The following is a 206-nucleotide window of genomic DNA, read 5'->3' on the forward strand; positions in this document are numbered from 1 at the left end:
TTACGAAAGGCGCCTGCGTAAAACATCGGCAGCGAACAGGCTGCCAGTGTTAACCTTAAGCTGCATTTAAATCTTATCTTCTCTTTTTGAAGCAGTCACACCCGGCTACCAGAGCATCCACGTAAAGAACCGGCAGTAACAAACACCGGCAGAGGCTCCGCGGGTTGCGACAGCAGATTCATTCAGACAGGCCCGGGCGCCTTTAT

This window comes from Erwinia sp. (genome assembly GCF_031978025.1).
In the GTDB taxonomy this organism is placed as follows: domain Bacteria; phylum Pseudomonadota; class Gammaproteobacteria; order Enterobacterales; family Enterobacteriaceae; genus Erwinia.